The organism is Sphingomonas sp. GW821-FHT12D09 (assembly GCF_058807215.1).
In genome coordinates, this window is record NZ_JBXAQL010000001.1 from 1,489,489 (window position 1) to 1,514,411 (window position 24,923).

Here is a 24,923-nt window from a genome sequence, read left to right on the forward strand (position 1 = left end):
GAAGGTTGCTCAGGTGCGTGGTCGACGGCGGTTCCAGAGGAGCGTGCCGATCACGATCATGCTCGCGAGCCAAAGCCCGAGCGCGAAGACGAGGAGCCGGCCCGCCAGGCCGCCAAGCTCGCCGGTGTGGACGGCATAGAGTCCGTCCATGAAGGCCTTGCCCCAGCCGGACGAGCCGGCCGGCGCGGTGAAGCGGACCGCACCGGAGCCGGCATCGACCGAGACCAGGCTGGCCCCATACGCGCGGCGCGGCTCACCCGGAGCGAGCAACCGCACGCGGTAGCTATTGTCCGCCGGTGTGGGCATCGCCACCGCAGTGAGCGTGCTGCCCGGCAATGCCGCCTCGGCTGCACGCACTGCGGAAGCGAAGCCGATCGACGGCGTGCCAGGTTGGGCCGCCGCCGGTGCAGCCGCATGTGCGCCGACAAGAAGGGACACGCCATCCTCGAAGCGCAGCATCGTGCCGGCCGCGACCAGCACCAGCGCCGGAATCGCGGCCCAGAGGCCGACGGCGCGGTGCCAGGCATAGAGCCGCGCGACCGGCGCGCCTGTCTTCCTGGGAAACAGCGACCGGCGCCATTGGCCGCGACGCGGCAGGGCAAGCGCGATGCCGACGCCGAGGTTGGTGAGCAGCAGGACGCCGCTGATGCCGATGATCCACTCGCCGATCGCGCCGGCCAGAAGGGTCTGGTGAAGGGAAACGAGCGTACCCATCATCCCTTGCGCGCTTTTGTCCTTGTCGCGCAGGATGGCGCCGTCGCCGGCGATGCGCACCGCTCGCCGGCCATCCCCTGCCCCATCGGCAACGGTCACGTCATAACGATCCGCGAACCCGGCTGTGGTCCAGACCGAGACGATCTGCCGGCCAGAGCCTGCCGGAGCCAGCGCCGCGAGGCGATGCTCGATCGCGCCTAGATCGGTTGCACGGTGTTCGCCCGCGATCCCGGCATCCTCGATTTCCCAGTGGAAGACGATCAGCATGCCGGTGACGGCCTGCACCAGCCAGAAGGCGGCAAAGCCAAGGCTGACCCACCGGTGCAGCCGGACGAGTGGCCTGGGCCGAGAGGGCTTTCGCGTGCGGTTCGGCGGAGGGGTTTGATCCGTCATGGGACTTTGGTGGCGCACTGCTCTGGATCCTTCGACATCCAGTTTGAAGCATTCATGGGGACCATCCCCGCGCCGAAGGATGACCCGCGCCGTACGCTGGCGACGCGGGTCCGCAGCTTCAATATTCGAAGGTCATCGACGCCTTGACGGTGCGCGGCGAGCCCTGGAGCAGATAGCCGCCGAACGCCGAATACCAGTAGCGGCGGTTGTCGATGTTCTCGGCGCTGAGGCGGAAGGTGACCGGATGCTCACCGATCACCGCGACATAGCGCGCGCCCAGGTCGAAGCGCACCCAGTCCGGCAGTTCCTGCGCGGCGATGGTCGCGGTCGGGATATTGATCATCTGCTTGCCCGTCAGCACGACGCGGCCGGTAAGCGTCAGCGCCTTGATGAAGGACGGCACAACCTCGGTACCGAAATTCACCTGATAATCGGGGACGCCGATCGCCTTCTTGCCATTGTTCACGCCGTTCAGCGACTTGGTGATCTTGGCATCGTTGATCGAGAAGCCGCCGATGAAGCGCAACCAATCGGTCGGCTCGCCGTTCAGCGTGACCTCGACACCACGATTGCGCTGCTCGCCATCGACGACGAAGGTGCCAAGCCCGGTGGTGGGCGTGGTCGTGAAGGTGCTCGGCTGCTTGGTCTGGTAGAGTGCGATCGTGCCCGTCAGGCCGCGGATCGCCATCTTGCCGCCAAGCTCATACTGGACCGACTTGTACGGCGCGAAGACCTCTCCCGGATTGGTGACATTGGTCAGCGGCGCGGTCGGTCCCTGGGACAGCCCCTCGATACGGTTCGCATAGAAGGACAAGGTATCGGTCGGCTTCACGATGACGCCAACGACCGGTGTCGTACGGCTTTCGTCATAGCGCGTGGTGCGCACCAGCGTGGTGCGATTATAGGCGTCGACCACCATATTCTGCCGGCGCGCGCCAACGGTGACGAGCAGCCGATCCGAGAAGAAGCCGATCGTGTCGGAGGCGAACAGACTGGTGAAGGCGCCGGTCGAAACCCGCGGCAGGACCGTGAACGAGCCGGAGACCAGCCCCGCGGTCGTCGAGTTCGGCGGGCGCGCGACGATCGGTGCATTGTAAAGATTGGTGCAGAAGGACGTGGCGCTGGCACCACAGGCGCTGCGCACCGCGGCCGGGAAGGCGCCGAAGGCGAACGAGTTGCGGTTCTCGGTATAATTGGCCGAGCCGCCGAAATTGATCTCGTTGGTGATGCCGCCCAGCGCGAACTTGCCCCGCATCCCGATCTGGCCGCTCTCGTTATTGTCCTCGCGCGGCACATAGAGGCGCGAGGCGGTGCCAGCGCCGGTCGTGGCGTTGGTGATCGTCAGCGTCGAATAGTCGCCCTTCTCCGCTCCGTCGCGGATGCCGGCAGCGAGATAGACCATCCAGTCCTTGGCGACATCAACTTCTACGCGGGTCAGGACATAGATGTCGCGCAGCCGGGTGTAGGTCCAGGGTTGGCCATAGTTGTAATTGGCCTTCGGGGCCTGCGGGACCGCGATGTTGTTCGCCAAGCGGACGGTCGGGCGGCTATAGTCGGCTGCCTGGTTCTCATAGCCGAAATCGAGGAAGAAACGGCCCGGCCCCTTGCGGAAGTCGAAGCTGGCGCCGGCCACCTTCACTTCGCGATGTTCATTGTCGACCGCGGTGTCGCCCGAACGGAACACGCCATTGGCGCGAAAGCCGAATTCCTTGTCCGGCCCGAACCGCGTGCCGACATCGATATTGCCGCCAAAGGTGCTGTCGGCACCGTAGCTGGCGGTGGCGCGCAGCAGCGTCTTCTGCGCACGCTTCGGCACTAGGTTGATGCCGCCGCCAATGCCCGATCCTCCGGGCGCGGCGCCGAACAGGAAGGCGCTGGCGCCGTTCAGCACCTGGACGCTGTCATACAACTCGGGCGAGACCAGCTGGCGCGGCGTGACGCCGTACAGGCCGTCGATGGAGACATCGTCGCCGTTCAGCGCGAAGCCGCGGATGACGAACAGCTCGGACTGGTTGCCCGAGCCATAGGTCGTGCGCACCGACGGGTCATTGTCCAGCACGTCTCCGATCGTCTCCGATTGCTGGTCGAGGATGAGCTGGGCGGTGTACGAGGTGATGTTGAACGGCGTGGACAGGGCGTCCTTGCTGCCGAGCACGCCGATATTGCCGTCGCTGACGACTTGCTTCTGCTTCTGCTGGCCGGTGACGATGATGTCGGTGCGGCTATCATCGCCGTCTGCGCCGGACGTGGTGCCCTGCGCAAAGGCGGGCGAGGCGAGAGCGAGCATCGCGGCAAGTGCTGCGGCGCTGGATCCCCGAACAATGGCAATGCGCATAGGATAGTCCCCCCAATGGTCTGAGTCCGATTTGCCGCGCCGGACGTTTCTCGGTCGCCGCAACTGTTCCTGCCTGCTCCCGCTGCATGGTTGCGCGGTGAGCCATCAACACACGCTGGTCCCTGCGAACCGGAAACATCCAGTTTTTCGCGGACCAGGGGACCAGTCCGTAACGGTTGTATCCACGACACAGTCCATTGCCCCAGACACCGACCTCCTGGCACGCCGGATTGGGTTCCGGTATACCCCTCGGGCGGGGCACGACGCGTGGGTGTCAGCCGAAGCGCTGCATGCCGCCCACGATAGTCCGCAGCACCCTGGTCTGCGTGATGGTCTCCGGATCGATCGCGAACAGGTCGCGGTCGAGCACCACAAAGTCGGCGATGCGGCCAGGTGCGATCATTCCCATGCGCCGGTCCATGAAGCCTGCATAGGCGGCCTCGCGCGTATAGCCGGACAAGGCCTGGAGCAGGCTGATGCGCTGCTCGGGATGCCAGCCGCCGGGATTCTTCCCGTCGAGCGTCTCGCGCAGCACCGCCGCCTGGATTCCGGCCAGCGGATCGAGAGGCGCAACCGGCCAGTCCGACCCCAGGCACACATGCGCGCCGGATGCGACGAGCGAGTGGAAGGCATAGGTCCGGCTGAGCCGCTCCTCGCCGATCCGCTTCACCGCCCAGCGGCCATCGTCGATCGCGTGATAGGGCTGGACCGAGGCGATCACGCCCTGCTTGGCAAAGCGGGGAATCGCCTTCTTGCTCAACGACTGGGCGTGCTCGATGCGGAAGCGCCGGTCGCGCGGCCCGTTGGCGGCGGCAACTTCGGCCATCACGTCGAGCACCTCGTCATTTGCCTCGTCGCCGATCGCATGCGCCGAGACCTGGAGCCCCGCCTTGTCCACCGCGCGCATCCAGCGGCGCAAATCGTCGCGCTTGGTGACGACGATGCCATGCGTCGAGGGGTCGTCGAGATAGGGCTCGTAGAACAAAGCGGTGCGGGAGCCGAGCGAGCCGTCATAGACTGCCTTGCAGGCACCCCAACGCACCCAGTCGTCGCCCCGCCCTTCCGCCTTGACCAGGGCAATGGCCCGCTCCCAGTCCGCGATCGGCGTGTAGGAATAAAAGCGCATGTCAGTCTCGCCGCGCGCGCGCATTCGGCGGATCGCATCATGGGTGACCCAATCGACATCGGTATTGTGGACCTGGGTGACGCCGTTGCTGAGACCGAGCTCGATGCCCTTGCGGATCGCCGTCTCGACCTGGGCGTCGGTCGGCCTTGGGATCGCGCGGGTGGCGAGCTCGCGCGCGGCATCCTTTAGGATGCCGGTCGGTTCTCCCTTCGTGTCGCGCAGGATCACGCCCCCGGCCACTTCGGGCGTATTGCGGTCGATACCGGCGAGCTTGAGCGCCAGCGAATTGAGCAACAGCATGTGCAGGTCGTAGCGGATCACCGCTACCGGCGTGTCCGGGGTCACCGCGTCGATCCACTGCCGGGTAGGCATCTCGCCGCCCCAGCGATCCGCGTCCCAGTTGCCCCCTTCGAGCCACTGCCCATTCGGCAGCGCCGCCGCCGCCGCCCCGATACGACGCACGAACTCGGCGGGCGTGTCGGCATCGCGCAGGGACGGGCGCGAGAGCATCAGCGACGCCCGAGCGAAATGGGTGTGGCAATCGACCATGCCGGGGACGACAAAGGCCCCTTGCAAGTCGATCACCTGCGTGCGCCTGCCCGTTCGCGCGCGCACCGCGGCGGCGCCGACCGCGGCGATGTCCGCACCAGCAACACCGAGCGCATCGCTGCGATCCGAGGGGCTCCGCCCGGTCCAGATACGGGCATTGATATAGGCGGTATCCAGCTCGCGCGCCGCATCCGCGGCGCGCGCCGGGACCGCAAGCAAGGCGGCGCTGCCGCGAAGGAAGTGCCGCCGATCGATCATGCCCGTGCTTCCCGCATCACTTCTTCGCCGGCTTGGTAGGCGCGGCCGCAGGCTTCGGGTTCTCCGCACGCCACTGGTCCAGCTTGGCAAGCCACTGGGCAGCGCTGAGCGGACCATAGGCCTTGGTGTCGGTGTGCGCGGCGATATCCTCGCGGATCGCGACGAAATAGGCCGGCCCGCTCTCGCCGTGCAGTTCCTTGCGCTTGGCCGCGATCGCCGCCTGCTGCTCCGGCGTCAGCGTGACATTGCGCACAGGCTTGAACAGCAGCACGTCCCAGTCGGCACCGTCCTGATGGACGAAAATCTGAATGGGCGGCTGACCGCCGGCCGCGGCAATTTCATCGGCGCGCGCGATGCGGCGGATGAAATCCTCCTGCTTGCCCGGCGCCAGCTTGAAGATCTCGAACCAGGCCTCGGGCCAAGGCGCCTCCGCCGCGGGCGCTGGTACCGGCGCCGGTGCTGCGGGGGCAGGCGCCGACTGGGCGTGTGCCGAGGGTGCAAGCATCATCGCGACGCCGGCCAGCATGGGTCCCAAAGCGTTCTTCATTTTTCGTTTCCCCTTCTCGCGGCATTCGATGCCGTCCTGTCGCCAAGGTGTTCCGCGGCTTGGGCCGCGCGGGAACATCCAGTTTCACTAATATGACCGGTCCACTCAGCGCGCCGCGGTCGCGAGCGCGGACAATGCCTGTCGCGCCTCGTGATCGGTCAGGCTCGCAAAGCCGATCCGTAGTCCGCGCGGCGCATCTTGCCGCGTCATGAAAGAAGCCGACAATGCGAAGCGGAGACCGAATTCCGGACCGCGAAGCTCGACCTGGTCGAGCACGGCGCGATCCCGGAACTTCAGCCAGAAGGCCAGGCCACCGTCGGGCATCGCATAATCGACCAATCCGCCGAGCGTCGCATCGAGCGTCGCAGCAAAGCTCTTGCGCCTCGCGGCATAGACGTGCCGGACCTTGCGGCTGTGCCGGCGGAGCTCGCCATTCTCGATGAGCTCGGTCGCGGCACCTTCGGTCAGGATGTTGCCCATCCCGTCGATCAGCGAGACCCGGTGGGCGATCGCGTCGATCACTTCCTCGGGCGCGGCGATATAGCCGATGCGAAGCGCGGGCAGCAGAAGCTTCGACAGCGAGCCGACATAGATGACCCGGTTCGGCGCATAGCCAGCCATGGGCAGGAGCGGTTGCGACTCGAAGTGGAACTCATGGTCGTAATCGTCCTCGACGATCGCGAAGCCGAACTGGCGCGCCAGCTCGATAAGGCGCAGCCGGCGCTCGGGGCGCAGCGCCACGGTCGTGGGAAACTGGTGGTGCGGCGTGACGAAGGCGGCGCGGACCCGCTCCTGACGGCAGGCCCGCTCCACGGCCTCGACATCAATGCCATCCTCGTCCAGCCCGACACTGATGATCCTGGCGCCGCATGCCCGGAACGCCGCGACGGCCGGCTCATAGGTGAGCGCTTCGACGATCACGGCATCGCCCGGGGTGATCAGCACCTGGGCGGCGAGGAAAATGCCGTTCTGGCTGCCGCGGGTGATGCAGATGTTGCGCGCGGTGACCGGCAGGCCGCGCTCGCTCTTGAGCATCGCGGCGATGCTCTCCCGCAGTCCCGGCGATCCACGCGGATCGCCATATTGGAGATGATGGTCGCGCTGGGCGCGCTGGGTGGCCGATCGGTAGGCCCGGGCCAGCAGGTCCGCCGGGAACAGCCGGCCATCCGGCGCGCCCTCGTCGATTTTGAGACCCGATCCGCTCGGCAAGGCCAGCGGGCGCGCGGGAGGTGTCGCGAAGCGATATTCCGCTCCGCCATGCATGTCCTCGGCGACCTCAAGGCGCGCCGCCTTGCCGGTTGGTTCCGGGAGCGACGTCGAGACCATGGTGCCACGCGTGCCGGCGGAGGCGAGCCACCCCTGGGCGATCAGATCCTCATAGGCCAGCACCACTGTCTTGCGGTTGACGTTGAGGACGTCCGACAATTCGCGGCTGCTGGGCAGGAAGGTGCCCGAGACCAGCCGGCCGCTTTCGATGTCGCGGATCAGCGCCTGGATGATCTGCATATAGACGGGCGTGCCACGCGAATGGACGATCCGTTCGCTCAGGCTGACTTTCCAAGGACGCAGCATTGGATCTGATTCCTCCGGCAATTGAAGGCCATACTGGGACCAGCGTAGGTTTGTTGCAGTTGCAAGACAATCGGTCATCTTGGACCAGTGGCAATTTTACTCTTGGCGCTTGCCCGCACGGGACGCGATGCCGATGACAGGTGTTCCGGCCGCTTGGGGGATTGGCACGATGATAGGTGCAGGGTGGGAATGACGGGGCCATTCGAGACGTACCAGCCAGAGGATGTCCGCGACCTGATCCGCGAATATCCGCTCGCCTGGGTGTGCGCGGCAAATGGCGACGCCGACCATGCCAGCCTGCTGCCGCTGCTCGGGGAATATGACGCAGCCGGCCGCCTGACCCATCTGATCGGACATATGGCGCGAAGCAATCCACTTCATGCCGCACTAAGCGAAGTGCCGCGCGCACTGGTCCTGTTCCAGGGGCCGCAGGCTTATGTTTCACCGGACCATGCTGGCCGCAGCGACTGGGGACCCACGTGGAACTATGTCCAGCTGCGGATAGAGGCGGAGATACGGTTCGAGCCGGAGCATACCGAAACCGCACTCGATCTGCTTTGCGTCGCGATGGAGGATGCCACGCCGTGGCGAAAGGAAATGCTCGGCGCGCGCTACCCGGCGATGCTCGGGGGGATTATCGGCTTCCGGGCCGAGGTGACCCGGACGCTGGGCAAGTTCAAGCTTGGCCAGGACGAGCGGCCGGATACGCTGCAAGCGATATTGGCAACCCATTCCGATCCGGCGCTGACGCGCTGGATGCGCCGGTTCAACAGGGAGCGCGTATGACGCTATTCCATCGCGCGATCGTCGCGGCATTGGCTGCGGGCCTTTGCACCGCCCCGCTCGCCGCGCAGCATCGCGGCGGCAAGCAGGATCGCCCCGCCCCGGCGCTCGGCGCGGACGCGCAGATCGATCCCTGGCTCCGCGATCCCTTTCCGAGCACCTACAAGCCGGGTCCTCGCGCCGATCTCCTGTTCCGCCACGCAACGGTGCTGGACGGTGCAGGAAAGCGCATCGACGACGGCGATGTGCTCGTTTGGGACGGCAAGATCGCCGCGGTGGGGCAAGGGCTCGCCAATCCGAGTGGCGTGCGGGAAATCGACGCGCGGGGCCGCTGGGTTACCCCAGGCGTGATCGACGTCCATAGCCATGACGGCACCTATGTGCTCCCGCTCACCACGATCGACCGCCAGGCCGGCGACGTCGCCGAAGCGAGCGACGTGAATGTCGCCGACACCTGGATCGAAACGGCAATCAATCCGCAGGACGTCGCCTTTTCGCGCGCGCTCCATTCGGGGGTGACGACGATCCAGGTGCTACCGGGCTCGAGCCCCATCTTCAGCGGTCGCGCGATCACCGTGAAGCCAGTCCGCGCCACGACCGTCGCCGCGATGAAATTCCCCGGGGCGCCGCAGGGCTTCAAGATGGCCTGTGGCGAGAACCCCAAGTCGGAGGGGGCGGAGAGCCATCGGGGGCCGACCAGCCGGCAGGGCGTGGTCGCCTATGTCCGCAAGTCGTTCATGGATGCCGGGCAGATACTGCGCGACTGGCGCGGCTATGATGGGCAGCCGCCCGAGCGGCGCGGCCCGCCGCCGGGCCGCGGCCCCGACATGAAGCGCGAGGCGCTGGCGGGGGTGCTGGCCGGCGACCTTCGCCTCAACATGCATTGCTACCGCGCAGACGACATGGCGACGATGTTGTCGGTGATGCGCGAGTTCAACATTCACCTCGTCGCGTTCCATCATGCGGGCGAGGCCTACAAGATCCCCGCCCTGCTGCGCGAAAACGATGTCTGTGCGGCGGTGTTCGGCGACTGGTGGGGGTTCAAGATGGAGACACTGGATTCGCTCAGGGCCAGCGCGCCGATGCTCGACAAGGCAGGCGTTTGCGTGACGATGCACTCCGATTCGCCTGCATCCGGCCAGCGGCTGGCGATGGAAGCGGCGAAAGCGGCCGGCGCCGGACGGCAGATGGGCATCGAGGTGCCGCCTGAGCGGATGATCCGCTGGATCACCAGCAATCCCGCGCGGGTGCTGGGGCTGGCCGACCGGATCGGCACGCTTGCCCCAGGCTATAATGCCGATGTCGTCTTGTGGTCCGGCAATCCGTTCAGCGTCTATACCAAGGCAGACCTCGTCCTGATCGATGGCGCGATCGTCTCCGACCGGAGCCAGCCGCCGTCGGAACCCGATTCCGATTTCGAGCTCGGTCGGGCGGCGGTGCGCCCGTGAGGCGGCTCCTCACCCTCGCCGCCCTGCTGGCCGCCTCGCCCGCAGCCGCGCAGCAGATCGCCATCGTGCACGGCGAGGCCTGGACCATGACCAGCGACACGCCGGTGCGCGACGCAACGATCGTTGTCGACGGCGACCGGATCGTTTCGGTGACGCCGGGAGGCGCCGTGCCGGCAGGCGCGCGCGTGATCGATGCGTCGGGCAAGCCGGTAACACCGGGCCTGATCAACGCCGCGACCCAACTCGGCCTGGTCGAGGTCTCCGCAGCAAACGATACGCGCGACTTCTCCGCAGCAAGCGATGCCGAAATGGGACCGGCATTCGACGTTTCCTATGCCCTCAATGGCAACTCGACCCTGGTCGAACTAGCGCGCGCCGACGGCGTCACGAGCGCGCTCAGCTTCCCCGGCCCCTCGGGGGTTGCGCCCTTCTCGGGCATGGCCGCGATCGCACGCCTGCGTCCCGGCGCCGATATCCTCGGCCGCCCCCGCGCGGCGATGTTCGCCGTGATCGGCGGCGGCGCCTGGGAGAAGCAGGCCGGATCGCGGGCGGCGCAATGGGGTCTACTGCGCGCGGCGCTTGACGAGGCGAAGCTGACCAGCCTGCCCGCAGGCGAGGAATTCGCACTCGAGCGCCAGGACCGTGCCGCCCTGCGCCAGGTGTTGCTCGGCGCTATGCCGCTCGCCCTCGTCACGCACCGCGAAAGCGACATCCGCCAGGCGGTCAAGCTCGCCGCCGACTATCACATCAAGGTAGTGATCGTCGGGGGCGCCGAGGCCTGGCGCGCGGCGGACCTGCTCGCGGCGGCGCATATCCCCGTGGTGCTCGATCCCGAATCGAACCTGCCCAACACCTTCGACCAGATCGGCGCGCGTCAGGAGAATGCCGCGATCCTCACCCGGACCGGCGTCAAGGTTGCGTTCGGCCTGGTCGGCGGCGCCATCGAGCTGAGCTACAATGCCGGGCTGGTGCTGCGCGAAGGCGCGGGCCTTTCGGTTGCAGCCGGCCTGAACCGGATCGACGCGCTGCGCGCGATGACCGTCAATGCGGCGACCATCTGGGGTGGCCGCCCGGCCACCCTCGCCCCCGGCAGCGCCGCCGACCTGGTGGTCTGGGATGGCGATCCGCTCGAGCCTTCCACGGGCGCGGCCGCCGTCATCGTCGAAGGCAAGCAGGTTAGCCAGGTCACGCGGCAAAGCGAGCTGCAGCGCCGTTACGCGCCCACGGCACCGTGATGCGTCCGATCCTCGCCGCAGGGGCCGCCGCCATCTCTTTGATCGCGGGCCCGGTACGGGCACAGGATGATCGGCCACAGCAGGCACCGGGCCAGTCCCTGCCGATGCCGCCCGAACGCCAGCTACGCTACACGGTGTCGAGCGGCACCTGGATGTCGCTCGACATTGCACCGGACGGACAGACGATCCTCTTCGATCTCCTCGGCGACCTCTATCTGATGCCGATTGGCGGGGGCACGGCGAGGCAGATCACGCAGGGCCTGGGCTTCGACACCCAGCCGGTATTCTCCCCAGATGGCAAGTCCATCGCCTTTGTCAGTGACCGCTCCGGCGCCGAGAATGTCTGGATCGCCGATGCCGATGGCGGCAATGCCAGGCAGGTCAGCTTTGGCGATGACGACACCAGCCTCGCCTCCCCCGGCTGGAGCGCCGACGGCAAGGCGATCTTCGTCAGCCGCTTCCGGGCCGACCGGAATAATTACGAGCTGTGGCGCTATGACGTGGCGGGCGGCGCCAGGCTGATCGCGCCGATCAAGGACGCAGCAGTCGCGAAGCAGGGAACGCTCGGGGCCGAGGCAAGCCGTGACGGCAAATGGCTCTATTACGCGCGCCGCATCGGCACGATCGACTTTGACGACGTGTCGCCGTGGAGCGTGGTCCGGCGCGACCAGTCGAGTGGCGCCGAGACCCCGATCATCGCCGGCACCGGCGCGCGCGGCGCGGACCGGGAATCCTTCTATCGGCCAATGCCGTCTCCCGACGGCAAGCTGCTGGCCTATGCGACACGCCGCGGCGGCGTCACCCAGTTACGGATACGCGACCTGGCCACGGGCCGTGATCGCCTGCTGGTCCCCGCGCTCGATCCCGACGATCTCCAGGCCTCGTCATGGCAGGACCTTGTCCCCCGCTATGCCTTCACGCCCGATGGGTCCGCGCTGATCCTCGCCCATGGCGGGCGCTTCGAGCGGGTCGCGCTCGCCGATGGCGGGACAACGCCGCTGCCGTTCAGCGCTCAGGTCGCTCTCGATGTCGGCGCGAGCACCCGAACCCGGATCCGTGAGCAGACCGGCCCGGTGCGCGCGCACCTGGTACAGGCGCCGATCGCTTCGCCCGACGGCAAGCGCATCGCCTTCTCAGCACTGGGCGGCATCTATGTGCAATCGGTCACCGGATCGAAGCCCCGACGGCTGCCCAAGGGCAGTACCGCCGCATTCCAGCCCGGCTGGAGCCCGGATGGCAAGCGCATAGCCTTTGTTACCTGGAGCGAGGGTGAAGCTGGTGCGATCTGGACGATGCCCGCGGACGGCAGCGGCGCGCCTGTCCGTGTCAGTGACGTTCCCGCATATTACACCTATCCGACCTTCACCCCGGACGGCCGCGCCATCCTGTCGGTCCGCTCACCGGCCGCGGCGCGCCAACGCAGCAACTTCGATTGGGGCAAGATACGGACGGGCGAGCTCGTCGCGTTTTCGCCTGGCGGCGGCCCGGCGCGGATTGTCGCGCGCGGTCGCTTCGGTGCGCGGCCCCATTTCACCCGCGAGCCGGGCCAGGTCTATCTGATGGCCGCCAACGGGCTGAACGCGATCGACCTCGCAAGCGGCGCCATACGCCGCATCGCGCAGGTGAAGGGTCCCGGCTATTATTTCGTGGAAGGCTCGGTCCCCGTCGACGACATGCGGATCAGCCCGGACGGCAAATCGCTGATCGTCCAGAGCGTACAGCAGCTCTATCTGCTGGCGACACCGCCGGCCGAGGAACCCGAGATCGACTTGCTCGACGCCAAGGCTGGCGCGCGCCGGATCAGCGATCTCGGCGCCGACTATATCGAATGGGGCGCGAATGGCGCCGTCGACTGGTCGGTCGGATCGCAGTTCCACCGGCTCTCCCCGAGCGCCGGCCGCAAGCCGCTCGACCTTGCCATGACCGTCGAGCTGCCACGCGACCGCCCGGCCGGCAGCCTGGTGCTGCGCGGCGCGCGTGTCCTGACCATGGCGAAGGACCGGATCCTCGACGATGCCGATATCCTGGTCGTCGGGGACCGGATCGCCGGAGTCGGGCCGCGGGGCAGCCTGAAACTCCCGGCCGGCACGGCCATCCGCGACGTGACCGGCAAGACGATCCTCCCCGGCTTCATCGACGTGCACGATCATATCGGCGCGGTCCGGCGCGAGGTGCTGTCCACAGAGGAATGGAGCCTGCGCGCGCGCCTGGCTTACGGCGTCACGACCAGCTTCGATCCCTCGACGCTGAGCATCGACATGATCGCCTATCAGGACATGATCGATGCCGGGCTGGTGCTGGGGCCACGGCTGCGCTCCACCGGCCCCGCCCTGTTCTCGATGAACCGCTTCGGCTCGCTTGATGCAGTGCGCACCGTGCTGCGACGCTACCGGGACGCCTACGGCCTGACGAACATCAAGGAATATCGCACCGGCAACCGGCGGGTGCGGCAATGGATCTCGATGGCGGCGCATGAGCTCGGCCTGCTGCCGACCACCGAAGGCGCCTTGTCGCTTAAGCTCGACTTGTCACAGATTCTTGATGGCTATGCGGGTAACGAGCACGCGCTCGTGGCCAGCCCGCTGGGCGAGGACGTGACCCGGCTGCTGGCGGCGATGCGTACCAGCTATACCACGACGTTGATGGTCACGAACGGCGGCTCGCAAGGGTCCGACTGGTTCGTCGCCACGGACGATCCTCTGCACGATCCGCGCACGCTCCATTTCTGGCCCCCGAGCGCTGTCGAGCAGAAGCTCTCCGACAGGCCCTGGCGCGCGCTCGACTTGTACCGCTTTCCGGGCGTCGCCGCGGGTGCGGCTCGGGTCGCGCGCGGCGGCGGGCTGGTCGCGATGGGCGCGCATGGCGAAGTGCCCGGCATCGGCTTCCACTGGGAAATGGAAGCGCATGTCATGGGGGGCATGTCCCCCGCCGAGGTCCTGCACGCCGCGACCGCAGGCTCGGCCGAGGCGATCGGACGGCTGGACGATATCGGCACGATCGAAACGGGCAAGCTGGCGGACCTCGTGATCCTCGATCGCGATCCGCTGGCGGACATCCGCAACACCCGGTCGGTGACGGCAGTGATGCGGGGCGGACGTCTCTACGCCTCCGATACCCTGGACGAGATCTGGCCGACTGCACGGCCCCTGCCCGCGCCCTGGTTCGCCAAGGCCGATGTCGAAGACTGGCTGCCGACAGGAGACAAGCCATGAGCACGATCCTGCTGATCGGCTGCGGCCGAATGGGCAGCGCACTGGCGCGGGGATGGGTCGGGGCGCATGACGTCCTCGTCTTCGATCCCCATGCCGAGGTGCCGCCCGGCGCGCGGAGGATCGAACAGCTCGACGAGGCCGCGCTGCCCGCGGACCTGGTCGTCGTGCTCGCGGTCAAGCCGCAGGCGCTGGACAGCGCGCGCGCGGCCATCCTGCCCTTCGCGCTACGCGGCGACCTGATCGTGTCAATCCTGGCAGGCCTCAGCGTCGAGCAGCTCGGGGAAAAGCTTGGCGGAAGCCAGCGGATCGTCCGGGCGATGCCGAATACGCCCGCCGCGATCGGACAGGGTATCACCGCCGCCTATCCCGGCAGCGGGGTCAGCGATGCGGATGATGTCCTGGTCGACGCATTGTTCGGCGCGGTCGGCGAAGTGGTCTGGCTCGACCGCGAAGCCGACATGGATCTCGTGACGGCGGTCTCGGGCAGTGGCCCGGCCTATTTCTTCCGCTTTGCCGAAGCGCTCGCCGCTGCGGGCGAGGCCGCCGGCCTGCCCGCACCGATAGCGACCCGCCTTGCGCGCGCGACCTTCACCGGCGCCGGGGCACTGGCCGCCCAACGCCCGGATAGCCTGGCCGAGCTGCGCACCGAGGTGACGAGCCCGGGCGGTACCACGGCGGCGGGGCTCGCCCAGATGGACCTGGACCAAATCACCGATCGGCTGGCGGTGGACACTGTCGCTGCTGCCGCCGCGCGCGCCCGCGAACTCGGCAGCTGATGCCAAGGCCCGCCAAGAGGCCGAGCTAGTAAAGGAAGAGGAATGTACGACCTGTTGAAGGGCGTGCGGATCGTCGATCTGACGACGATCGTGCTCGGGCCCTATGCCACTCAGTTGCTCGGCGATTTCGGTGCCGAGGTCATCAAGGTCGAGGCCCCCGGCGGCGATCTCTTTCGCCACGCCGGCGCGGCGCGCGATGGAGGAGACGGCGCTGGCTTCCTCAACTTCAATCGCAACAAGCGCTCCATCGTAATCGATGCGACCAGCCCGGAGGGACGCGCGACTTTGTTCCGGCTGCTCGCCACGGCGGATGTGCTGGTCCACAACATGCGCCCGCGTTCGGCCGAAAGGCTGGGGCTCGATCATGCTGCCGTGAAGGCGATCCGCCCGGATATCGTCTACTGCGCGGCACGCGGCTTCGGGGAGGGTCCGCAGGGCGACGAGCCGGCCTATGACGACTGTATCCAGTCCGCTTCCGGCCTGGCCTGGCTGAATGCCGAAGCTGGACAGCCGCGCTATGTCCCGACGGTGCTCTGCGACAAGGTCGCGGGCCTGCACCTGGCTCTGGCGATCGCATCGGGCATCGCAGCTCGCGCGCGGACGGGGGACGGCGTCGCGATCGAGACGCCGATGTTCGAGACCATGGTCTCGTTCCTGATGCCCGAGCATCTTGGCGGGGCGACCTTCGAGCCGCCGGTCGGGCCGATGGGATATGAGCGGCTGCGCTCTCCCAATCGCCGGCCTTATGCGACCAGCGATGGCCATGTCACCGTGATGCCCTACACCACCGCCCATTGGCAGCGCTATCTCAGGATGATCGGGCGCGACGATCTCGCCGAGGACGAGCGGGTCACCGATCCCGCGCAGCGCAGCGCACATATCGACATGCTCTACGCCGTGGTCGCGGAGGCGAGCCCGTCGCGCACCAGCGAGGACTGGATCACGGCACTCCGAAAGGCCGAGATCCCCCATGCCCGCGTCAACCGGATGGAGGCGCTGCAAGCCGACCCGCAGCTCCTCGCCGCAGGCATGTTCCCGGTGCTGGAGCATCCGGTGCAAGGCAGCCTTCGCTCGATACGCTCGCCCTTCACGGTAGCAGGTGCCGCTCGGCTGCCGGACCGCCCTGCGCCAGTACTCGATGCGGACCGCGCATCCATCCTGCGGGACCTCGACACGCTGGAGACCTGGATATGAGCATCGGCCCTGGCATTGGAGCGCTCGCCGATGGCGATGCCCCGCTCGACACGCACGCGGCGGTTCCAATCCCGCTCGACCGGCGTACACGCGTACGTGCCGCCTTTGCAGGTTCGGCCGGCAACTTGATCGAGTGGTTCGATTTCTACGCCTATGCCTATACTGCGCTCTATTTTGCCGCGGCCTTCTTTCCGAGCGGCGACCGCACCGCACAGCTGCTCAATGTCGCAGCGATCTATGCCGCCGGTTTTCTGATCCGGCCGCTCGGCGGCTGGTATTTCGGCCGTTTCGCCGACCGGCGGGGACGACGGGCGGCGATGATCGCCTCGGTGCTGCTGATGGGAGGCGGATCGCTGCTGGTAGCGGTCCTGCCTGGCTTCGCGCAGATCGGAGCGGCGGCGCCTGCCCTGCTGCTGATCGCCCGGTTGATGCAGGGTTTCTCGAGCGGCGGCCAATATGGCGCTGCCGCGACCTACCTGAGCGAGATCGCCGAACCGGGCCGGCGGGGCTTTTTCGCGTCCTTCCAGTTCGTCACCCTGATCGGCGGGCAGCTGGGTGCGCTGCTCGTGATCGGGCTGCTCCAGCTGACCATCGGCGAGACAGAACTGCGCGCGTGGGGGTGGCGCATCCCGTTCGTGCTGGGCGCGGTGCTCGCCGCGGTGCTGCTGCTAATGCGCGACATGATGCACGAAACCGCGACGTCGGCCGAAGCGCCGGCCGATGCCGGCACGCTTCGCTCGCTTGCCAGGCATCCGCGCGCGCTCCTCACGGTCATGGCGCTCAGCGGCGGAGGCGCGGTCAGCCTCTACAGCTTCACCACCTATATGCAGAAGTATCTGGTCAATTCGGCAGGCCTCAGCGTGCCCGACGCCAGCAAGGCCATGATCGCCGCTACCATCCTGTTCCTTCTGGTCCAGCCGGCGATCGGCATCCTGTCCGATCGCATCGGCCGACGGACCTGTCTGCTGATCTTCAGCGGCGGAATGACTCTCTTTGCCGCGCCGCTATTCGGTGCGCTGGGCAAAGCGGACGGGCCGGTGGCCGCCTTCCTGCTCGTGGTGGCGGCGCTGGCGATCCTCAGCTTCTACACTTCGGTATCCGGGCTGTTCAAGGCGGAGCTGTTCCCGGCGAGCGTTCGGGCCCTAGGCGTCGGGCTCGGCCATGCGATCGCCTCGGCGATCTTCGGCGGAACGGCGGAGTTCATCGCCTTGCTCCTCAAGCAGATGGGCCATGAGAGCTGGTTCGGCTGGTATGTCGCCGCGATCTGCGCGGTCGCCTTCCTGACCGCGCTAGCGATGCGCGAGCCGCGCAAGGCCGGCCATCTGGCCTGACCCTGCGCGGCGGTCGCGTTCGACACGCGCCGCCGCCACGGGCCGCGGCGGCCCTTACAGCGCGGGGAGTGGATTGCTCCGGGACGAACCGGCGGCAGAGGAACGCCGTCAGCACCACCCAGCCGCGCATGATCGGTAAGCGCCTTGACGCCCTGGACGAGCAGCATCCCGAGCGCCGCCTGCGTGCACAGGATTGCCGCGACCCGGCTGGCACCCATGGTCAGATACAGGCCCGCCGTGCCCAGGATCACCAGAATGGGCGTCGTGGTGTCGCTGGCGTGGTCAGGTCGAGCATGGCCCCACGCAGGCCGGGCACTTCGCCCGGATGATCGCGAATTACGATCAGTATCGCACGATCATCGGCGTCGAATTCGCCCTCGATCACCTCCGAGGCAAATTTGAGGATGCCGAGCATCGCCAGCGCGGCGTCCATGACCAGGCCGGCAATCACGATATGGGGTCGTGCGGCCCAGTGCTTGCGCGACGGGCCGTGCATCGAGGTCGTTTCCCTATCCGGTCATTGCCACGTCTTGCGGATGCCGAACCGGAAGGCACGGCCGGGCGGATCGAGATAGCCGCGCTGATAGGCGAGCGGCACCGCGCCGAGCCGATCGCGGACATCCGGCGCCTGGTCGAGCAGATTGTCGAGCGCCAGCAGGAACCGCACGCCCTTCATCCAGGGCAGCGAGCGCAACACGCCAGGCTGTTTGTCGGGGAAAAAGAAAATTCGCAGGTTGAGCGTAAGGGGCTCGTTGAAGCGCAACTGGCCCGGCAGGCCGGGGCAACGGTCTCGCCACTCTTCCAGCTCGCATTGGCCCGCAGGCCGAACCCGTGATGTGTCGCGCTGAGCTGGGCATCAACCGAATGGCGCGGCGCGCGCAGCCCTTCGCCGAGCAGATTGTTGCCCAGGAGATCGATCGGAGCCTAGCCGGCCGCGAGTGTCACGCGGTCCGACAGGCGGATCGTGTCGCACAGGGCGAACTGCAGCGTGGTTCCCCCGGCGCCGAAATAATGGCCACCGCCGAAGCTGCCGCCTCCCGGCATCTTGAGGCCCGGTGCTTCGGGCGCCTGCCAGGAGCGGTTGAAGTTGAAACCGAAGCGCAGGCTCCTGCGTGTCTCGTTGGCGATGTTCAGCGGACGGGCATCGACCGAGGTAATCGCGCCATTCGTGTCACGGAGGATCCGGGTCGGATATGCCGCGTCCATCTCGGGCGAGATGCCCGGAAAGGCGAGGATCGCGTCCTGCGTCGACACGTCCGTATATGTAGCGATGAGCGAGGCGGTCTGAACGGCTTGAAGGTCATCTCGGCCTTGAACAGGTCGCGCACATCGTGGCGCAGCGACGAATCACCGCCATCGAGACGCGTCGCCTCGATGCTCTGGCCGCTGGCATAACCGTAGAAGCCCACCCCCGGCGTCCCGGTGACAGGATCGCCAAGGCGCCCTTCGGCACCGGGGCGGCAGGCTTTGTCTATCGCAACCAGGGCTTCCGCCTGTCGTTCGACCAGAAACACATTGGTCCGCAATATGCGACCGAGTTCAGCGGGAATCCCAATCTGCGCCTCTATCGCATCAAGCAGTACAGCGTCGGCCAGTTGGCGATGAGCCAGGATATCGGGGACAATTTTCGCCTGGGCGTCACTGTCCAGAACGTGTTCGACAGCCGCGCGGTTGCCGCGATCTCGAGCAGCTCGTCGGGCGCCCCGACCACGACGGTCAATGGCGTACCCTACCAGAATGGCTATGGACAGGCAGACCAGTTCAACTTCCTGCCGCCACGCTCCTTCCTGGTGGATGCGCGCGTGAAGTTCTGAGCCAAAGGGCGCCCGGGACAACGTCCCGGGCGCCAAAAACGTCGCCCCGCTGTCCTTGGACGACGCCTCTCTGCTCTTGCCGGAGCCGTAGCGCCCACGACGTAGCCAAGGCGTCTCCTTAGTCACGCCAACGCGCGGCGTCGTTATCACGGGTGAAGGTCCCGTTTGTCACAGGGCGGCCGAACGCGCCACAGCATGCGCAGCCCCGCCTGCAGCGTCGAAACTATCGCCGTGCGCAGCCATCTGATTGTTGCGCTAGCCCGCCATCCTCGATTGTGATGCCGTCAACCACAGGGGCTTCGCATCCGGATGAGCGACCAAACCGACCATCTATTGTCTCGCGATCTGGTCGATGAGGACGCCGCCGAAGTCGCCAGCGATCTTTCCTCCGCGCGCGCTCGAACGGGTGCCGGCCTGATCCCTGCGATCATCGGCACCGCGATGTTCATGTCCAATCTCAGCTCGACCGCGATCAGCACCGCGCTCCCTTCGATGGCTCCCGCGCTGCATGTCGAGCCGTTGCGGCTGAACATCGTCATCACCGCCTATCTCCTCGGCCTCACAGGCTTCCTGCCGATCTCGGGGTGGATCGCCGACCGGTTCGGCGCCAAGCGTGTGCTGATGGCCGCGATGATCCTGTTCACGCTGGCATCGGCCGCCTGCGGCCTCGCCCCCAACCTGATCGCCCTGGTGCTGTTTCGCGTCGCTCAGGGCTGCGCCGGGGCAATGATGACGCCGGTGGGCCGCCTTGTCCTGCTGCGCAATACGCCCAAGCACGAGCTGGTCGCCGCAATGTCGATGCTCACGGTCCCAGCAATGATCGGGCCCGTGGTCGGCCCGCTGCTCGGCGGCGCGGTGGTGAGCGTGGCGAGCTGGCGCTGGGTGTTCTTCCTCAACCTGCCTGTCGCAGTCGCCAGTGTCGCGCTGGTCCATGCATTTGTGCCTGACGTCAAGGAACGGGCGGTGGCGCCCCTCGACTGGACGGGCGTGATATTGCTCGCGATCACACTGGGCGGGCTGATCTTCGGGGTGGACACGCTGGGCCATGGCAAGCCGGACCTGATAATGGTCGCGCTGCTGTTTGCGCTCGGCATTGGCTCACTCCTTGCCTATGTCCGCCACGCCCGGCGCAGCGCGCATCCGATCATCGACCTAGCCATCTTCCGCACGTCCACTTTTCGCGCCTCGGTGGTTGGCGGCTCGTTCTTCCGGCTGATGGCCGGTGCCACGCCGTTCCTGCTCGCTATGCTCCTCCAGGTGGGTTTCGGCATGACACCGCTAGCCGCGGGATTGATGACCTTCGTCTCGGCGGTGGGCTCGCTGGTCATGAAGATCGCGGCACCGCCGATCCTGCGGCGCTACGGCTTTCGTACCGTGCTGATCGCCAACGCGCTGATCTGTGCGGCCAGCTTTAGCGCGTGCTCGCTCTTCACCCCTGCGACGCCGCACTGGCTGGTTGCCGCGGTGCTGGGGGTCGGCGGCTTCTTCCGCTCGCTCCAGTTCACCAGCGTCAACGGCATGGCCTATGCCGACCTGGGCGAGGACGAGATGAGCCGCGGTACGAGCGCTTCGGCGATGATCTCCCAATTCGTCCAATCGGTGAGCGTCGGCATGGCCGCGCTGCTGCTCCAGGCGATGATGCTCTGGCGCGGGGAGGCGCATCTCACCGCCGCGGCCGTCACGCCGGCGTTCACGATCATCGCGCTGCTCACCTTGCTCTCTGTGCCCTGGTTCGTCCGGCTTCCGGCCGATGCGGGAAGCAGCATGACGACGCGGGCGCGCTGACCGCCTCTTGCAATCGCCATTGCCCCGTTTTGGATGACCGGAACGCAAACGCGATTGGCTATGTACCTTGCAAAAGCCGCGTGCCGGGACCCGGACCGCGTGACCCTATGAGTAGGAGCGGATCGTGACCAACGTGCAAGCGGGCAAGTTCAACGCCGGAGCGGCGCAGCGCGGCTATGCGCTCAATCGCATGTGCTATTCGCTGAACAGCGCCGAGAACCGCAAGGCCTATGCGGCGAATCCCGCCGGCTATTGCGCGCAATATGGCCTGTCCGACGAGGAACGCGACGCCGCGATCAGCCGCGACAAGCGGCGCCTGCTGAACGCCGGCGGCAACATGTATTTCGTGATGAAGCTCGACCGGGTGAACCGCCCGGCAAAGGAGGCCTGAACCATGGCGCATATCCTGGCAGGGCTTGGCACCTCGCACGTCCCCGTGATTGGCCGCACGCTCAACGCGGGCAAGCAGGAGGAGGTCGATTTCAAGCCCTTCTTCGACAAGTACGAAGATATCCAGGCCTTGATGGAAGATGGTCGGCCCACGGTCGCGATCATCATCTACAATGATCATGGGCTGAACTTCTTCCTCGACAACATGCCCACCTTCGCGATCGGCGTGGCGCAGGAATACAGCCCGGCCGACGAGGGTTTCGGCGTACCGCGCCCGCGTACGTTCGAAGGCGCATCGGATCTAGGCTGGCATATCGTCCAGGGGTTGGTGGAGGACGAATTCGACGTCAGCACCTGCCGGGAGATGCGGCTCGACCATGCCTGCACGACAGCGCTCGACCTGATCTGGGGGGCGAACAGCCAGCCGCCGGTCGCGATCATCCCGGTGGTGATCAACGCGGTGCAGCCGCCCTTCCCCAAGCCCGCACGCTGCTTCGCGCTCGGCCAGGCGATCGGCCGCGCGGTCCACTCTTATGGCGAGGACGTGCGCGTGCTGGTGATCGGCAGTGGCGGGCTCTCCCATGAACTCGGCCAGTTCGGCAAGATCAACGAGCCGTTTGACCGTTTCTGCATGGAAAAGATCGTCGACGAGCCCCAGGCGCTGACCGGCTATACCAATGACGAGATCGTCGATCTCGCCGGTGCGCAGGGCGTCGAGCTGATGACCTGGCTGGTGATGCGCGGCGCACTATCCAGCCCGGCGCCCAAGGTGCTGGCAAGCCTCTATCATGTCCCGATCTCGCATACGGGCGGTGCCGTGATGCTGTTCGAAGGCGACGCGGCATGAGCGCCGCGAGCATGGCGACCGGGACGGCCGAGATGAGCGACGACGCTGCCTGCATCGAGCCGGCGGCTACCACGCGCGCGACGATGCAGGGCAAGCATTGGGCGATCCTGGTGCTGCTCAGCCTGGGCGTGATGATCGCCTATGCCGATCGCTCAAGCCTGTCCTCGGCGCTCGCGCACAAGTCCTTCACTGCGCATTTCGCGATGAGCGATACCGATCGCGGCTGGCTGGGATCGGCCTTCTTTTGGTCTTACGCGCTGGCCCAGATTCCGCTCGGCTGGATCGTCGACCGCTACGGCACCAAGGTGCCCTATGCGGTGTGCTTCGCGCTCTGGTGCCTCGCCACCGCCGCCTCGAGCCTGGTGACGGTCTTTGCGGCGCTGTTCATGATCCGCTTCGTCGTCGGCGCCACCGAGGCTGTGGTGATGCCGGCGAGCTATCGCTGGATCCGCACCAACGTGCCCGAGCGGCACACGGGCACCGCGATCGGCATCTTCGCCTTCGGCAACAAGCTGGGCACCGCGCTGGGCGCGCCCGCCGCGGCCTGGCTGATCGTGGCGTATGACTGGCGGCTGATGTTCGCGATCACCGGCCTGGCCGGGCTGCTCTGGCTGATCCCGTGGAGCCTGTTCGTCCAGAACGACTATCCGAAGAAGGAGGAAATGGCCGCCGCCCGCCGCCGCGCGGAATCGGTGCCTTTCCGCAACATCATCCTGTCCCCGGTCGTGTGGGGCGGGATCATCGTCAATTTCTGCTACAGCTATTTCACCTTCTACTGCATGACTTGGATGCCGGCCTATCTGGTCGAGCAGCGCGGGCTCTCGCTGGGCAAGTCGGGCCTCTACACCTTCTTCAGCTTCATCGGCATCGCCATCGTCGCGGTCGTGGCGGGCTGGGCGGCGGACCGGCTGATCGAGCGCGGCGCCGATCCGGTGAACACGCGCAAGGCGTTCATCGTCGCCGGTTTCGTCGGCGCGGGCACGGTGCTGTTCGGCGCCTATACCACCAGCCTGGGCTGGGCGCTGTTCTGGAACGTCTTCTCGCTCTCGTGCCTGGGTCTTGCCAGCGCGAACAACCTGGCGCTGTGCAAGGTGACGCTGCTTCCGCCCCAGGCGATCGGCCTGGCGGTGGGCGTCCAGCATGTCGCCGCCGGCCTTTCGGGCGGCGTCGCCGCCGCACTCTCCGGCTGGCTGCTCGCGGTGAGCGGAAGCTATGACCTGCCGATGAAGGTGATCGTGGGCTTCCTAGCCTGCGGCGCCGCGGCCTGCGTTGTCCTGCTGCGCCCGCAATGGTCTCCCAAGGTCGTCGGGGAGGAACTGGCCTAGGTCCGCGGCGAGACGAGGCCCCGATGGCGCGGACGCCAGAGGACACCGCGGACGCATTGACCCTCAGGCAATTGGGGTTGTTCGAGTGCGTCGGGCGCCACCGCAGCCTGCGGCAGGCATCGGAAGAGCTTCGCCTGTCGCAGCCTGCAGTCACCCAGGCCGTTGCCAAGATCGAGCAGCTTCTTGATGAAGCCTTGATCGAGCGCCGCCCGATCGGAAGCTATCTGAACGGTGCCGGCGAAATCCTGTACCGCCGCACCGCGCGCTTTTTCGGTCAGCTTGAAAGCGCACTCACGGTGCTGGGCGTGCCTGCCGCACGTCTGACTGCTCGAAGGCTTTCACGCTCGCAGCTTCGCAGCCTGACGGCAGTGGTCGAGCATGGCACCCTCGCGCGCGCCGCGGCCGCGCTCGGCCTCTCCCCTGCTGCCCTGCAACGTGCCGCGCGGCAGCTGGAAGGCAATCTGAACGCCTCCCTGTTCTGCCATACTGCCGAGGGAGCGATGGTCACACCGACCGGGATCGAGCTGAGCCGAAGGTTCAAGCTTGCTGCGAAGGAAATCGAATGGGGCATTCGCGAGATTGAGATGGCGCGCGGCATCTGCGCCAGCCAGGTGTCGATAGGCTCGATGCCCTTTGGCGGCAGCCTGTTGCTAGCCTCGGTCCTCGACGGGTTCGTGGCCGCGCACCCCAAAGTCGATGTCAGGATCGTCAACGACAGCAATGCCCAGATGCTGAAATATCTGCGTGCCGGCGAAGTCGATTTCGTGATCGGGCTGCTGCAGGAGGGCTCTGCCGCGGATCTTATCAGCGAGAGCTTCGGCGAAACGCCCTATTCGATCGTCGTGCGCGCCAGTCATCCCCTGCTGCGGCGCGGCCACGTGGACCTGGACGATCTGCTGGCACAGGACTGGGTCGTCGCCACCGAAGGCGCCGGACGCCGCGCCTGCTTCGAAGGCTTGTTCGCAGGCACCGCGGGCCCCAGATCCTCGATCGCGACCTGCGCGCTGCCGGTCATCCGCCATCTGCTTGCCCGCAGTGATCGGCTGACGCTGATGACCAGCTATGAGCTGATGCACGAGGGCGGCGACCTGGTGCCCCTGCCCTTCGGCCCTATCGAGCCGCGGCCCTCGCTGGGCGTGACCATGCGTGTCGACTGGCTGGCGACCCGCCCGCATCTCGATTTCATCGATCTGCTGCGCAGCGAGATTGGCGCCAGTTCGGGGCGCGCATCGATGCGCCGCGTCGTGTGAAACAGACAAAAAAAGGGGCGGAGCTGTGCTCCGCCCCAC

General features: G+C 66.9%; 21 protein-coding genes. 13 read left to right on the forward strand and 8 right to left on the reverse strand.

Going from position 1 to position 24,923, the window contains the following annotated elements; translation table 11 throughout:
• Positions 1–9 precede the first annotated feature (9 nt).
• The 5 genes from AC1RPL_RS06630 to pdxR all read right to left on the reverse strand — a co-directional run bounded on the left by AC1RPL_RS06630 (position 10) and on the right by pdxR (position 7,494).
• Positions 10–1,107 carry a PepSY-associated TM helix domain-containing protein gene (locus AC1RPL_RS06630; protein WP_493068459.1) on the reverse strand — a complete coding sequence of 366 codons (1,098 nt, stop codon included), beginning with the start codon at positions 1,105–1,107 and terminating at the stop codon, positions 10–12.
• Positions 1,108–1,225: 118 nt separating this feature from the next.
• On the reverse strand, positions 1,226–3,394 hold the full coding sequence (locus AC1RPL_RS06635; protein WP_493068460.1) for a TonB-dependent receptor: 2,169 nt from the start codon (positions 3,392–3,394) through the stop codon (positions 1,226–1,228).
• A 322-nt stretch (positions 3,395–3,716) separates the two neighbouring features.
• The gene (locus tag AC1RPL_RS06640; protein WP_493068461.1) at positions 3,717–5,375 is read right to left on the reverse strand and encodes an amidohydrolase; all 1,659 of its coding nucleotides are present in this window, start codon (positions 5,373–5,375) and stop codon (positions 3,717–3,719) included.
• Between the two features lie 16 nt (positions 5,376–5,391).
• Positions 5,392–5,922 (reverse strand): hypothetical protein, encoded by a 531-nt coding sequence (locus AC1RPL_RS06645; RefSeq protein ID WP_493068462.1) that lies wholly within the window; start codon positions 5,920–5,922, stop codon positions 5,392–5,394.
• Positions 5,923–6,027: 105 nt separating this feature from the next.
• A complete protein-coding gene (pdxR, locus tag AC1RPL_RS06650; RefSeq protein ID WP_493068463.1) occupies positions 6,028–7,494 on the reverse strand; it encodes a MocR-like pyridoxine biosynthesis transcription factor PdxR in 1,467 nt (488 codons plus the stop codon).
• A gap of 189 nt (positions 7,495–7,683) precedes the next feature.
• On the opposite strand from pdxR, the gene AC1RPL_RS06655 reads away from it, so the two are divergent.
• From AC1RPL_RS06655 to AC1RPL_RS06685, 7 genes are all read left to right on the forward strand, one after another.
• Positions 7,684–8,280 carry an FMN-binding negative transcriptional regulator gene (locus tag AC1RPL_RS06655; protein WP_493068464.1) on the forward strand — a complete coding sequence of 199 codons (597 nt, stop codon included), beginning with the start codon at positions 7,684–7,686 and terminating at the stop codon, positions 8,278–8,280.
• On the forward strand, positions 8,277–9,725 hold the full coding sequence (locus AC1RPL_RS06660) for an amidohydrolase family protein (protein WP_493068465.1): 1,449 nt from the start codon (positions 8,277–8,279) through the stop codon (positions 9,723–9,725). The genes AC1RPL_RS06655 and AC1RPL_RS06660 overlap by 4 nt, the downstream gene beginning before the upstream one ends.
• Positions 9,722–10,960 (forward strand): amidohydrolase family protein, encoded by a 1,239-nt coding sequence (locus AC1RPL_RS06665; RefSeq protein ID WP_493068466.1) that lies wholly within the window; start codon positions 9,722–9,724, stop codon positions 10,958–10,960. Before AC1RPL_RS06660 ends, AC1RPL_RS06665 begins: the two co-directional genes overlap by 4 nt.
• Before the next feature lie 104 nt (positions 10,961–11,064).
• On the forward strand, positions 11,065–14,172 hold the full coding sequence (locus tag AC1RPL_RS06670) for an amidohydrolase family protein (RefSeq protein ID WP_493068467.1): 3,108 nt from the start codon (positions 11,065–11,067) through the stop codon (positions 14,170–14,172).
• Complete coding sequence (gene proC, locus AC1RPL_RS06675; RefSeq protein ID WP_493068468.1) at positions 14,169–14,948, forward strand: pyrroline-5-carboxylate reductase; 780 nt, start codon at positions 14,169–14,171, stop codon at positions 14,946–14,948. The genes AC1RPL_RS06670 and proC overlap by 4 nt, the downstream gene beginning before the upstream one ends.
• A gap of 42 nt (positions 14,949–14,990) precedes the next feature.
• Complete coding sequence (locus tag AC1RPL_RS06680; protein ID WP_493068469.1) at positions 14,991–16,142, forward strand: CaiB/BaiF CoA transferase family protein; 1,152 nt, start codon at positions 14,991–14,993, stop codon at positions 16,140–16,142.
• Positions 16,139–17,473: an MFS transporter gene (locus AC1RPL_RS06685; RefSeq protein ID WP_493068470.1), complete on the forward strand. Its 1,335-nt coding sequence runs from the start codon at positions 16,139–16,141 to the stop codon at positions 17,471–17,473. The genes AC1RPL_RS06680 and AC1RPL_RS06685 overlap by 4 nt, the downstream gene beginning before the upstream one ends.
• A 247-nt stretch (positions 17,474–17,720) precedes the next feature.
• On the opposite strand, the gene AC1RPL_RS06690 is transcribed toward AC1RPL_RS06685, so the two are convergent.
• The 3 genes from AC1RPL_RS06690 to AC1RPL_RS06700 all read right to left on the reverse strand — a co-directional run bounded on the left by AC1RPL_RS06690 (position 17,721) and on the right by AC1RPL_RS06700 (position 18,727).
• On the reverse strand, positions 17,721–17,969 hold the full coding sequence (locus AC1RPL_RS06690; protein ID WP_493068471.1) for a hypothetical protein: 249 nt from the start codon (positions 17,967–17,969) through the stop codon (positions 17,721–17,723).
• 21 nt (positions 17,970–17,990) lie between these two features.
• Positions 17,991–18,170, reverse strand: coding sequence for a hypothetical protein (locus AC1RPL_RS06695; protein ID WP_493068472.1), 180 nt, complete (start codon positions 18,168–18,170; stop codon positions 17,991–17,993).
• A gap of 227 nt (positions 18,171–18,397) precedes the next feature.
• Positions 18,398–18,727, reverse strand: a complete 330-nt coding sequence (locus tag AC1RPL_RS06700; RefSeq protein WP_493068473.1) for a hypothetical protein — start codon at positions 18,725–18,727, stop codon at positions 18,398–18,400.
• Positions 18,728–18,804: 77 nt separating this feature from the next.
• Between AC1RPL_RS06700 and AC1RPL_RS06705 the strand changes: the two genes are divergently transcribed.
• From AC1RPL_RS06705 to AC1RPL_RS06730, 6 genes are all read left to right on the forward strand, one after another.
• Positions 18,805–19,287 (forward strand): hypothetical protein, encoded by a 483-nt coding sequence (locus tag AC1RPL_RS06705; protein WP_493068474.1) that lies wholly within the window; start codon positions 18,805–18,807, stop codon positions 19,285–19,287.
• 309 nt (positions 19,288–19,596) lie between these two features.
• A complete protein-coding gene (locus AC1RPL_RS06710; RefSeq protein WP_493068475.1) occupies positions 19,597–21,072 on the forward strand; it encodes an MFS transporter in 1,476 nt (491 codons plus the stop codon).
• A gap of 124 nt (positions 21,073–21,196) precedes the next feature.
• The gene (locus AC1RPL_RS06715; RefSeq protein ID WP_493068476.1) at positions 21,197–21,463 is read left to right on the forward strand and encodes a hypothetical protein; all 267 of its coding nucleotides are present in this window, start codon (positions 21,197–21,199) and stop codon (positions 21,461–21,463) included.
• 3 nt (positions 21,464–21,466) lie between these two features.
• Positions 21,467–22,309: a class III extradiol dioxygenase family protein gene (locus tag AC1RPL_RS06720; protein WP_493068477.1), complete on the forward strand. Its 843-nt coding sequence runs from the start codon at positions 21,467–21,469 to the stop codon at positions 22,307–22,309.
• Positions 22,306–23,634: an MFS transporter gene (locus AC1RPL_RS06725; protein ID WP_493068478.1), complete on the forward strand. Its 1,329-nt coding sequence runs from the start codon at positions 22,306–22,308 to the stop codon at positions 23,632–23,634. Before AC1RPL_RS06720 ends, AC1RPL_RS06725 begins: the two co-directional genes overlap by 4 nt.
• A 23-nt stretch (positions 23,635–23,657) precedes the next feature.
• Positions 23,658–24,884: a LysR family transcriptional regulator gene (locus tag AC1RPL_RS06730; RefSeq protein WP_493068479.1), complete on the forward strand. Its 1,227-nt coding sequence runs from the start codon at positions 23,658–23,660 to the stop codon at positions 24,882–24,884.
• Positions 24,885–24,923: the final 39 nt, after the last annotated feature.

Bases quoted from the DNA above. Each gene is read 5' to 3' on its own strand.
- AC1RPL_RS06630 (WP_493068459.1), bottom strand. From the start codon at position 1,107: ATGACGGATCAAACCCCTCCGCCGAACCGCACGCGAAAGCCCTCTCGG.
- AC1RPL_RS06635 (WP_493068460.1), bottom strand. From the start codon at position 3,394: ATGCTCGCTCTCGCCTCGCCCGCCTTTGCGCAGGGCACCACGTCCGGC.
- AC1RPL_RS06640 (WP_493068461.1), bottom strand. From the start codon at position 5,375: ATGATCGATCGGCGGCACTTCCTTCGCGGCAGCGCCGCCTTGCTTGCG.
- AC1RPL_RS06645 (WP_493068462.1), bottom strand. From the start codon at position 5,922: ATGAAGAACGCTTTGGGACCCATGCTGGCCGGCGTCGCGATGATGCTT.
- pdxR (WP_493068463.1), bottom strand. From the start codon at position 7,494: ATGCTGCGTCCTTGGAAAGTCAGCCTGAGCGAACGGATCGTCCATTCG.
- AC1RPL_RS06655 (WP_493068464.1), top strand. From the start codon at position 7,684: ATGACGGGGCCATTCGAGACGTACCAGCCAGAGGATGTCCGCGACCTG.
- AC1RPL_RS06660 (WP_493068465.1), top strand. From the start codon at position 8,277: ATGACGCTATTCCATCGCGCGATCGTCGCGGCATTGGCTGCGGGCCTT.
- AC1RPL_RS06670 (WP_493068467.1), top strand. From the start codon at position 11,065: ATGCCGCCCGAACGCCAGCTACGCTACACGGTGTCGAGCGGCACCTGG.
- proC (WP_493068468.1), top strand. From the start codon at position 14,169: ATGAGCACGATCCTGCTGATCGGCTGCGGCCGAATGGGCAGCGCACTG.
- AC1RPL_RS06680 (WP_493068469.1), top strand. From the start codon at position 14,991: ATGTACGACCTGTTGAAGGGCGTGCGGATCGTCGATCTGACGACGATC.
- AC1RPL_RS06685 (WP_493068470.1), top strand. From the start codon at position 16,139: ATGAGCATCGGCCCTGGCATTGGAGCGCTCGCCGATGGCGATGCCCCG.
- AC1RPL_RS06690 (WP_493068471.1), bottom strand. From the start codon at position 17,969: ATGCACGGCCCGTCGCGCAAGCACTGGGCCGCACGACCCCATATCGTG.
- AC1RPL_RS06710 (WP_493068475.1), top strand. From the start codon at position 19,597: ATGAGCGACCAAACCGACCATCTATTGTCTCGCGATCTGGTCGATGAG.
- AC1RPL_RS06720 (WP_493068477.1), top strand. From the start codon at position 21,467: ATGGCGCATATCCTGGCAGGGCTTGGCACCTCGCACGTCCCCGTGATT.
- AC1RPL_RS06725 (WP_493068478.1), top strand. From the start codon at position 22,306: ATGAGCGCCGCGAGCATGGCGACCGGGACGGCCGAGATGAGCGACGAC.
- AC1RPL_RS06730 (WP_493068479.1), top strand. From the start codon at position 23,658: ATGGCGCGGACGCCAGAGGACACCGCGGACGCATTGACCCTCAGGCAA.